General features: G+C 64.3%; 6 protein-coding genes and 1 other RNA gene. All 7 read left to right on the forward strand.

All coding sequences use genetic code 11. The features are described 5' to 3' along the window. Positions 1-99 precede the first annotated feature (99 nt). The 7 genes from Q0176_RS02710 to rnpB all read left to right on the forward strand — a co-directional run bounded on the left by Q0176_RS02710 (position 100) and on the right by rnpB (position 7,421). Complete coding sequence (locus Q0176_RS02710) at positions 100-1,614, forward strand: ABC transporter substrate-binding protein (protein ID WP_299299013.1); 1,515 nt, start codon at positions 100-102, stop codon at positions 1,612-1,614. 162 nt (positions 1,615-1,776) lie between these two features. Beyond that, complete coding sequence (locus Q0176_RS02715) at positions 1,777-2,706, forward strand: ABC transporter permease (protein WP_299299015.1); 930 nt, start codon at positions 1,777-1,779, stop codon at positions 2,704-2,706. A 12-nt stretch (positions 2,707-2,718) separates the two neighbouring features. Beyond that, positions 2,719-3,618, forward strand: a complete 900-nt coding sequence (locus tag Q0176_RS02720) for an ABC transporter permease (RefSeq protein WP_299299017.1) — start codon at positions 2,719-2,721, stop codon at positions 3,616-3,618. Between the two features lie 27 nt (positions 3,619-3,645). After that, positions 3,646-4,662: an ABC transporter ATP-binding protein gene (locus tag Q0176_RS02725; RefSeq protein WP_299299019.1), complete on the forward strand. Its 1,017-nt coding sequence runs from the start codon at positions 3,646-3,648 to the stop codon at positions 4,660-4,662. Positions 4,663-4,667: 5 nt separating this feature from the next. After that, the gene (locus Q0176_RS02730) at positions 4,668-5,774 is read left to right on the forward strand and encodes an oligopeptide/dipeptide ABC transporter ATP-binding protein (protein WP_299299023.1); all 1,107 of its coding nucleotides are present in this window, start codon (positions 4,668-4,670) and stop codon (positions 5,772-5,774) included. Positions 5,775-5,817: 43 nt separating this feature from the next. Then, on the forward strand, positions 5,818-7,050 hold the full coding sequence (gene pepT, locus Q0176_RS02735) for a peptidase T (RefSeq protein WP_299299021.1): 1,233 nt from the start codon (positions 5,818-5,820) through the stop codon (positions 7,048-7,050). 33 nt (positions 7,051-7,083) lie between these two features. Beyond that, positions 7,084-7,421: RNase P RNA component class A (rnpB, locus tag Q0176_RS02740), an RNA gene on the forward strand. Positions 7,422-7,554 lie beyond the last annotated feature (133 nt).

A 7,554-nucleotide genomic window follows, 5' to 3' on the forward strand; every position in this document is an offset into this window, starting at 1 on the left:
CATACCCAATAATCCATAATCGTAGTCCCCACAAGTTTTTTGTTTTCGTTTTCCATCCCCCCGGTCCCGGGGGGAAGATGAAAAGAGGAGAGGATAGTTTTGAGGAAGAGCATTTTGGTACTGCTGGCACTTGCGCTTGTTCTTGCCCTCGGCGGTTCCGCGTTCGCCGCCAAGGACTCGCTGGTCGTGGCCGACCAGTACGACGCAACCATGTTCGATCCCGTCCGCCACAACGATTATCCCAGTTCCCGCGCCTGTCATCAGGTCTACGACACCCTCATCTTCCTGAACGACGACGGCACCTTCCGCCCCGGCCTGGCCGAGAAGTGGGAGTTCGTCTCCGATACGGCGTACAAGATGTACCTCCGCAAGGGCGTGAAGTTCCACAACGGCGAGGATCTGAAGGCGGAGGACGTCAAGTTCTCGCTGGAACGCGCCACCACGGACCTGGGGGCCCACATCAAAACCTATTCCCAGGACCTGGACAACGTCGAGATCGTGGACGACTACACGGTCATCCTGCACCTCAAGAAGGTGAACTTCCCCTTCTTCGCCTCCCTGGCCCACAGCTGGGGCTCCATCGTCAACAAGAAGGAGGTCGAGGCCCAGGGCGAGAACTACGGCACGCCCGCCGGCACGGCGGTCGGCACCGGCCCCTTCAAGTTCGTGAGCTGGCAGAAGAGCGACCGGTACACTCTGGAGCGCTTCGACGACTACTGGGGCGACAAGGCGAAGTTCAAGACCCTCGTGGTCCGTTCCATCCCGGAACCGACGGGGCGCACGGTCGGACTCGAGACCGGCGAGGTGGACATCGCCTATCCCATGATCACCAACGACATCTCGCGCATCGAGGAGAACGAGGCTCTGGTCCTGCAGCGCAAGCCCCTGGCCTCCACCACCTATATGGGTTTCAACACGACCAAGAAGCCCTTCGACGACCCCCGCGTGCGCAACGCCTTCAGTATGGCACTCGATACCGTGGGCATCCAGAAGGCCGTCTTCCGCGGCGTGGGGAAGACGCCGCGCACGCTGATCCCGTCGGGGATCAAGTATTCCATCGATGCCGATCTTCCGGTGCACGCACGGGATGTCGAGGCGGCCAAAAAGCTCTTCGCGGAGGCCGGCGTCGACCCCAAGGGACTGAAGCTCGAGATCTGGACCAACGAGCGCAAGGAGCGCGTCGATATGGCGACGATCATCCAGGCTCAGCTTCAGGAGCTGGGCATCGAGGCCAAGATCAAGGTCCTGGAGTGGGGGGCTTACATCCAGGGCCTGCAGAAGAAAGAGCACGACCTGTTCCTCCTGGGCTGGGGACTCTCCGTTCCCGACCCGGACTACGCCGTGGCCGGCCTCTTGGAGACGGGTGCGGGCACGAACTATACCTTCTTCAGCGACGCGAAGCTGGATGAGATGCTGGCCAGCGGACGGTCCATGCCCGACGGCCCGGACCGCGAGAAGACCTACAGGGATATGCAGCTCTACATCAACGAGAAGTGCCCGATGATCCTTCTGCATAACGACGAGTCCCTCGTCGGGGTCCAGAAGGCCGTCAAGGGGTTCACCAGCAATCCCTTCGACGTCCACACCTTCGCCACGGCCTATTTCGAGGAGTAGCGCGCGCTTGAACGTCTTTGGGACAGAGAATTTTTTGTCCCTCGAGGGGTTTGTATCGGCAGGGAGGGCTTTTCTTGCCCTCCCTGCCGACGTGTCTGAACGACCGTAAGGAGATTTTGCCGTGGAGAAGAATTTTCCCATGGAAAGGAAGGATGTTTCGCGATGCTACGATACATCGTTCGCCGTGTCCTGTTCCTGATCCCCGTCCTGCTCGGCGTGGCCTTCTGCGTCTTCACCCTGCTCTACCTGACGCCCGGCGACCCGGCGCGCATGGTTCTGGGGGACCTGGCCACCGAGGATGCGGTTCAGGAGTTCCGCAACCGCGAGGGGCTGAACGACCCCTTTTTGGTGCAGTTCGGAAACTACGTCTGGAAGGCCGTGACGAAGGGTGACATCGGCCGTTCCTATATCACCAAGCGGTCGGTCGCCCAGGAGGTCCTGGCCGCGTTTCCCGCCACCCTGAAGCTCTCGGCCCTGGCGATGCTGATCGCCATCCTGGTGGGGCTCCCCTGCGGGATACTCTCCGCGATCAAGCAATACTCGCTCTTCGACACCGTCACGATGATCTTCGCCATGATCGGCCTGTCCATGCCGGTTTTCTGGCTGGGGCTGCTGCTCATTCTGCTCTTCTCGGTGCACCTGCGCTGGCTGCCCTCCTCCGGGTTCGGCACCTTCAAGGCCATGATCCTGCCGGCCGTCTCGCTGTCGGCCCAGGCGATCTCCATGGTGACGCGCATGACGCGTTCCTCGATGCTGGAGGTCATCCGCGCCGACTACATCCGAACCGCACGTGCCAAGGGGCAGAGGGAGTCCGTCGTCATCTGGGTGCATGCGCTGCACAACGCGCTGATCCCCGTGGTCACCCTCTGCGGGCTCCAGTTCGGACACCTGCTGGCCGGTGCGATCCTGACGGAGTCCATCTTCGCCATTCCCGGCGTCGGCCGCCTCATGGTCAGCTCGATCATGCAGCGCGACTACCCCATGGTCCAGGGCGGAGTGCTCTTCATAGCGATCGTTTTCAGCATCGTAAACCTTCTGGTCGACCTGGTTTATGCCTACATCGACCCGCGCATCAAGGCGCAGTACAAGTAGGGAGGAGACATCATGACGAACGCCAATACGGATGCCCTGGACGCCCCCGTGAAGGGCACGGGGCGCAGGCGGCGCGGCCCCTTCGCCGAGGTGATCTTCCGGCTGAGCAGAAGCCCTCTGGCCATGTTCGGCCTGGCGGTCATTCTGCTGCTGATCTTCTGCGCGATCTTTGCCGACGTCCTGGCCCCCTACGATTTCGCGAAGCAGGACCTGATGCACATGTTCGAGACCCCGTCCGCGGAGCACTGGCTGGGCACGGACGAGTTCGGGCGCGACATTCTGAGCCGCCTGATCTTCGGCGCCCGCGTCTCCCTGCAGGTCGGCTTCATCGCCGTGGGCATCGCCCTGGTCGTTGGGGGTATGCTGGGGGCTACGGCCGGCTATTACGGCGGCTGGATCGACAACGGGATCATGCGCGTGATGGACGTGCTGCTCTCCGTCCCCCAGACCCTGCTGGCCATCGCCATCGTGGCGGCCCTCGGGCCCAGTCTCATGAACCTGATGATCGCGGTGGGCGTCTCGGCGGTGCCGAACTACGCCCGCATTGTGCGCGGCTCGGTGCTCTCGATCCGCGGCATGGAGTTCGTCGAGGCGGCGCGGTCCGTCGGCAGCTCCGACCTGCGCATCATCATGAAGCACATCATCCCCAACAGCATGGCCCCGATCATCGTCCAGTCCACGCTGGGCGTGGCCTCGGCGATCCTGAACGCGGCGGGGCTCTCCTTCATCGGGCTGGGCATCCAGCCGCCCAACCCCGAGTGGGGCGCCATGCTCTCCGGCGGGCGGCAGTACATCCGGGACTTCCCGCACCTGACGCTCTACCCCGGGCTTGCGATCATGTTCACGATCCTTGCCCTGAACTTCCTGGGCGACGGCCTGCGCGACGCGCTGGACCCGAAGCTGAAGCGCTGACGCGGGCGGAGGGGAGGAACCAAGTCAATGGAAAGGCCGAATATGGAAAGAACCGAGAACAAGACGGATCTCCTGCTGGAGGTCCGGGACCTGACGATCCAGTACGTGACGGACAGCGGGACGGTGCACGCGGTGGAGGGTCTGAACCTCCGGCTGGGGCGCGGGGAGACCCTGGGCTTCGTCGGCGAGACGGGCGCGGGCAAGACGACCACGGCGCTCGGCATCATGCGCCTGATCCCGTCGCCGCCCGGCGTGGTGCGGTCCGGGGAGATCCTCTTCGAGGGGGAGGACCTGCTGAGGAAGAGCGAGGCGGAGATGCGCACCGTCCGCGGCGGGAAGATCGCGATGATCTTCCAGGACCCGATGACGAGCCTCAACCCCGTCATGACGGTGGACAGGCAGATCGCCGAGATGATCCGGCTGCACCGGAACGTCTCCGAGGCGGAGGCCCTGAGGCAGGCGGGGGACATGCTGGAGCTGGTGGGCATCCGGCGCGAGCGGATGCACGACTATCCGCACCAGTTCTCCGGCGGTATGAAGCAGCGCGTGGTGATCGCCATCGCCCTTGCCTGCGACCCCGGGCTTTTGATCGCGGACGAGCCGACCACGGCGCTGGATGTGACCATCCAGGCCCAGGTCCTGGAGCTGATGAAGAAGCTGAAACGGCAGTTCGGCGCCTCGATGATCCTGATCACGCACGATCTGGGTATCGTCGCGGACATCTGCGACAAGGTCGCGATCATGTACGCCGGCCGGGTGGTGGAGTACGCGGACAAGCGCGCCCTCTACAGCAACCCGCTGCATCCCTACACCATCGGGCTCTTCAAGTCCGTGCCGGACCTGGAGGAGGACGTCGAGGAGCTGTCGGTCATCCCGGGCCTGATGCCGGACCCGATGGAGCTCCCGTCGGGCTGCGCGTTCCACCCGCGCTGCTCCATGGCGGAGGAGTCGTGCTCCCGCGTGCGGCCGGAGGCGGCCGAGCTGGAGCCGGGGCATTTCGTGGCCTGCCCCGTGCGTGCGCGCATGATGGGGCCGGTGAGGTGACGATGATGACGACGGACAACAAACCCTACATTCGGGTCGAGAACCTGAAGAAGTACTTCAGCACCAAGCGGGGGATGCTTCACGCCGTGGACGACGTGAGCTTCGACATCGAGAAGGGCGAGACCCTTGGTCTGGTGGGCGAGTCCGGCTGCGGCAAGTCCACGCTGGGCCGGTGCCTCATCCGCCTTCTGGACAGCACGGCGGGCAAGGTTCTGCTCCGGGACAGGGAGGGCGGCGGCTACACCGACGTGACGAAGGTGAACGCCTCCACGATGAAGGAGCTGCGCAGGAGGGTGCAGATCGTCTTTCAGGATCCCTATTCCTGCCTGAACCCCAGGCTCTCCGTCTGGGAGCTCATCGCCGAGCCCCTGATCGTCAATAGCGTCTACGGAAGCAAGGCCGAGATGCGCAAGCGCATCCGCGAGCTGATGAGCACGGTCGGCCTGGCCGAGCGGCTGGAGAACAGCTACCCGCACGAGCTGGACGGCGGGCGCCGGCAGCGGATCGGCATCGCGCGGTCCCTGGCCCTGAACCCGGAGTTCATCGTTCTGGACGAGCCGGTCTCCGCGCTCGACGTCTGCATCCAGGCCCAGATCCTGAACCTGCTGAACGAGCTTCAGCGCGAGTTCCACTACACCTACGTGTTCATCTCCCACAACCTCAGCGTGGTGAAGCACGTCTCGGACCGCATCGCGGTGATGTACCTGGGGCAGGTCGTCGAGCTCTGCGACTACAAGGAGCTCTTCACGACGGCGCTGCATCCCTATACCCAGGCGCTCCTCTCGGCCATTCCCGTGGCGCGCCTGGACGTGAAGAAGGAGCGCATCATCCTTGAGGGCGACGTTCCAAGCCCCATCGAGCCCCCGGACGCCTGCCGCTTCATGGGACGCTGCCGGTACTGCCAGGACATCTGCCGTCGGGAGACCCCGCCCTTGCGGGAACACCTGCCCGGGCATCACGTGGCCTGTCACTTCGCGGGAGGGCTTCGGGAGGGGATGGCCGTGCCGCAGCCCACGGTCTCCCCGGACCAGCTGGCCCCGAATCCGGATCCCGACGAACTTCTGGTGGAAAAGGAGATCCTGCCCGCGCCGGAGCTGCCTCCGCGCGAGTGAGCCGTTTCGAATTGGACGATAGGTAAGGAGATTTTCTCAAATCATGTATTCGACGCTCGAACGTTTTCTGAAGTACGTAACCTACGACACTCAGTCTGTCCAGGATGCCCCCACCGTGCCCAGCACCCCCGGCCAGCTCGTCCTGGCCGAGGAGATGGGCGCGGAGCTGCGGGCTCTGGGGCTGAAGGACGTGGAGGTGACGGAACACGCCTACGTCACGGCGACGCTGCCCGGCAACACCGCGAAGAGGGTGCCCGCCGTCGGCTTCGTCGCGCACCTGGATACGGCGACCGAGCTGACCGGCAGGAACGTCAGGCCCCGGGTGGTGAAGGACTATGACGGCGGCGACGTCGTCCTGAACGAGGCGGAGGGCGTGGTGCTCTCCCCCCGCGACTTCCCCTTCCTGGCGAACTACAGGGGGCAGGACCTCGTGGTGACGGACGGCACCACGCTGCTGGGCGCGGACAACAAGGCCGGCATGGCCGAGGTGATGGGCGCGGTGGATTACCTGGTTCACCACCCGGAGATCGAGCACGGCGACGTCAAGGTCGCCTTCACCCCCGACGAGGAGGTGGGGCACCTGGCGAAACTGCTGGACATCGGGAAGTTCGGGGCGGACTTCGCCTATACGCTCGACGGCGGCCCCATCGGCGAGGTGTGCTACGAGAACTTCAACGCGGCGAACGCGTCGGTGCGGATCAAGGGCCGGGCGGTGCACCCGGGAACGGCCAAGGGCATGATGCTGAGCGCGGTGACGATGGGGCACGAGTTCCTGTCGCTCTTCCCGCCCGCGGAGACCCCCGCGGCCACGGAGCGGTACGAGGGGTTCTACCACTGCACGCGCTTCGACGCGAGGACCGAGGCCGCCGAGCTGTACTTCATCATCCGCGACCATGACGCGAAACGGTTCGCGGAGCGCAAGGCCTTCATGGAGAGGGCCGTGAAGTGGATGCAGGACAGGTACGGCGCGGACCGGTTCGAGCTGGAGATGAAGGATCAGTACTACAACATGGCCGACAAGATGGCCGGGAGCATGCACATCGCGGAGACGGCGATGGAGGCGATGCGGGAGCTGGGCATCGAGCCGTTCATCATCCCGATGCGCGGCGGCACGGACGGTGCGGCGCTCTCCTGGCGCGGGCTCCTGACCCCCAACCTCTTCACGGGCGGTCACAACTACCACGGCCGCTTCGAGTTCATCCCGGTGCAGGCGATGGAGAAGGCCACCGCGATGGTGCTGAAGATCCTGGAGCTGTACGTGAGAAAAAGCGCGTGATCCCGCCGGACGAAAAGTGGTACAATGTTCGGGTGAGCAGCTCGGGTAGCCGCCGCGGCCCTCGGGCCGCGGAGGAAAGTCCGGGCTCCGCAGGGCAGGATGCCGGGTAACGCCCGGTCGGCGCGAGCCGAAGGAAAGTGCCACAGAAAACAGACCGCCCCTCGCCGGGGTAAGGGTGAAAAGGCGGGGTAAGAGCCTGCCGGATACGGCGTAAGTCGTGTGCCTGGCAAACCCCATCCGGAGCAAGACCGAATAGGGGGGGATGAGGCGGCCCGCCGACCCCCGGGTACGGTCGCTCGAGGGCCTCCGCGAGGAGTCTCCCAGATAAATGGTTACCGTGTACAGAACCCGGCTTATGAGCTGCTCGCTATTTTCGATTCACAGTATTGCAGGCCCTTCGCGGACAAGAGCGCGGAGGGCTTGTGTCTATATGGCCGCGAGGCTTCGTCGGCATATCGAGGGGGGCTTCGTCCTTTGGATAAGACGGATTTTTATGATTGGCAG

The sequence above is a fragment of the uncultured Fretibacterium sp. genome (assembly GCF_938040765.1).
GTDB lineage: Bacteria > Synergistota > Synergistia > Synergistales > Aminobacteriaceae > CAJPSE01.